This window comes from Reinekea sp. G2M2-21 (assembly GCF_015687175.1).
Taxonomy (GTDB): Bacteria; Pseudomonadota; Gammaproteobacteria; order Pseudomonadales; family Natronospirillaceae; genus Reinekea.
The window spans coordinates 1-2,252 of record NZ_JADPQG010000026.1; the positions used below are offsets into that span (position 1 = coordinate 1).

At 40.6% G+C, this 2,252-nt stretch carries 3 protein-coding genes; all 3 read right to left on the reverse strand.

The genetic code is table 11. The features are described from left to right. Nucleotides 1-14: 14 nt before the first annotated feature. Complete coding sequence (locus IYN85_RS25495) at nucleotides 15-572, reverse strand: hypothetical protein (protein ID WP_196161804.1); 558 nt, start codon at nucleotides 570-572, stop codon at nucleotides 15-17. A 103-nt stretch (nucleotides 573-675) separates the two neighbouring features. Then, complete coding sequence (locus IYN85_RS25500; protein ID WP_196161805.1) at nucleotides 676-1,188, reverse strand: ankyrin repeat domain-containing protein; 513 nt, start codon at nucleotides 1,186-1,188, stop codon at nucleotides 676-678. A gap of 105 nt (nucleotides 1,189-1,293) precedes the next feature. Continuing rightward, on the reverse strand, nucleotides 1,294-1,794 hold the full coding sequence (locus IYN85_RS25505) for a hypothetical protein (RefSeq protein WP_196161806.1): 501 nt from the start codon (nucleotides 1,792-1,794) through the stop codon (nucleotides 1,294-1,296). Between the last annotated feature and the right edge of the window lie 458 nt (nucleotides 1,795-2,252).

Here is a 2,252-nt window from a genome sequence, read left to right on the forward strand (position 1 = left end):
ATTTGAGCAACTTGTTATGCATTTTTACGCTCATAAAACTCGGATAAAACCTTATCCTGCTCTTCGTTTGACGCCAACATAGCTCTAATGTTTTTCTCTTGATCTCTAACATATTCGTTAGAATGAGAAGCGGCTATACATAAAATACTCTCAACCTCTTCGGGCTCACATAGTTCAGAAAATATCAGTTGATCAACGATGCCAATCGCCCAATTCTGTACCCCAACATCATCATATTCAAGAAACTCGGAAACCCAGTTCAAAGCCCTACGATCAGCAACAACCCGAAGAAGCTCTACTGCATCTCTTTTATTTTGTACGTCCGGAGCATCTTTGAATATTCTGTAGCATTCATCCATTGCGCTGAACGGGTGCAATTGCCAAAGAACACCCCTCAAAAGCTCTCTGCCAGCCCCCAAAGACACATAATGCCTAACAGATTCACGACAAAAATCTTCACCTAAAAGAAGCTCTATAGCCTCCCGAGCTTTATCGCTAGATGAATTTTCTTGCCCCTCTTCGTTGATTGCACCGAGCTTCTTTGCAATCTCAACCCAATTACTTAGATCCATTAGAACTTCCGTATTGCATAACGTATTTATTTTGCGGCGAGGTCACGAGTCCGAAGCCCGCCATGTAAGCGGTTTTCGAGCGGGCTTGCACAACAATTTCTTGTTATGAGTTCACTAGCCGATCAATGTATTTTCTGATTTCAGGTGTTTCACCAAAGATGTCTGCGTAAAAGCGACCATCTAGGAGTTTTCCGTCTTCTTCAACTGTAGCTTTTACGTCAGCTCCATTTCTCACCAACAGCTCAATTACTTTTCTTGAGTTGCGGCTACATGCCTTCAGAAAAGCCGTTTTCTCCATAAACCCTCTGACTTCCAGGTTCGCTCCAGCATCAATGAGTTTTTGTAAGATAGCTAAAGCAATTTCTTCTCTGTCTTCTGCAATATTTATAACCTCTTGAACTGGAGTCTCTCCACATTCATTTATGTAGTTAGTATCACCACCACGACTTAGAGCGTAATCAATCAACTGGAGGTTATAATCTTTACACGCCCAAAGTAATAGCGTATTACCCTGATCATCGACAGAATTTATATCTTCAATTTCATCAAAGATCTCAATGATGTCCTCATTGCTTAATTCCCTGAAATCAAAGTTGAAGCAGATATCAAAGTTCATAGCTACTCATAACGCTTTTATAACCGGCGAAATCGCGCGCCAGCGTGATTGAGTCCAAGCCCATTGCACGAAGTGCAGGTCTTTGGGCTGCGGTTCATAAACTTGTTACTGATTTGGTTCAACCAAACTATTAAGCTGGTTTTGTACTTTCCATATCCCGATAGGATAAATCCAAATCTTAAAAATCGTTCCACTATAGCTACTAAAAGGAGCATCGCTTTTACTCGTAGCGGAGACCAGGCTTTTGGCTGCGGTCCCAACATTAAATGCTAAACATCCCAATGCAACAATATGGAAGGGTAAGATTATAAATATATTACTACCTAAGTGTTCAACAAATATAATCATTGAAGCAATGAAAACTACGACGTAAACACTTGCAAAAATATTGAACCGTAAATTTCGCTTAATCTCTTGAACTACATAGCGTTTGGAAACAACCCCTATTGTATGGACCCAAACAAGATACATCACCAAGTTAAGTGTAAAAAAGAAGACACTTGATAGTTTCCCCATTTCAGAACCAACTGTAAGAACCGGCAAATACATCGTGCCAAATAGAACGAGAAATACCTGCCAATGCTTAAGCTTTGCTATTAGTTCCATACTTCATCCCTGATCAGTAACGTCGTTGAACACCGGCAAAAAGCGAACGCCAGTGAGTTTTTTGTCCATAGCCCGGTACGGGCGGGTGCTTCACTTTGTTATGAGGAGTCGCCTTTGCCGGTAAAGCCGTAGCGAGGTTCTCGAATATCAGTGAACCCAAACACTTTATATTCAACTATAAAAGCTATATACCAAAGCGACAATGAGACTAGGCTAAAAACAAGCAATAGATCCCATCTTAGAAAGAAGTAAACAATGCAAATGAAAGGAATCGTGGTCATTACGAAATAGCCAAAAAACTTCGTAACAGGCCTAAATAGATACAGTTTCCTTTGACAAGATTTGCACGTCACCGGTTTCTTATAACTCGATGAAAAAGCTTCTGAAACCGGTATATATCCTTTGCAGTAGTTACACTTCATCCTTTCTACTCATAACGCTCACATAAAAGGCGAGCA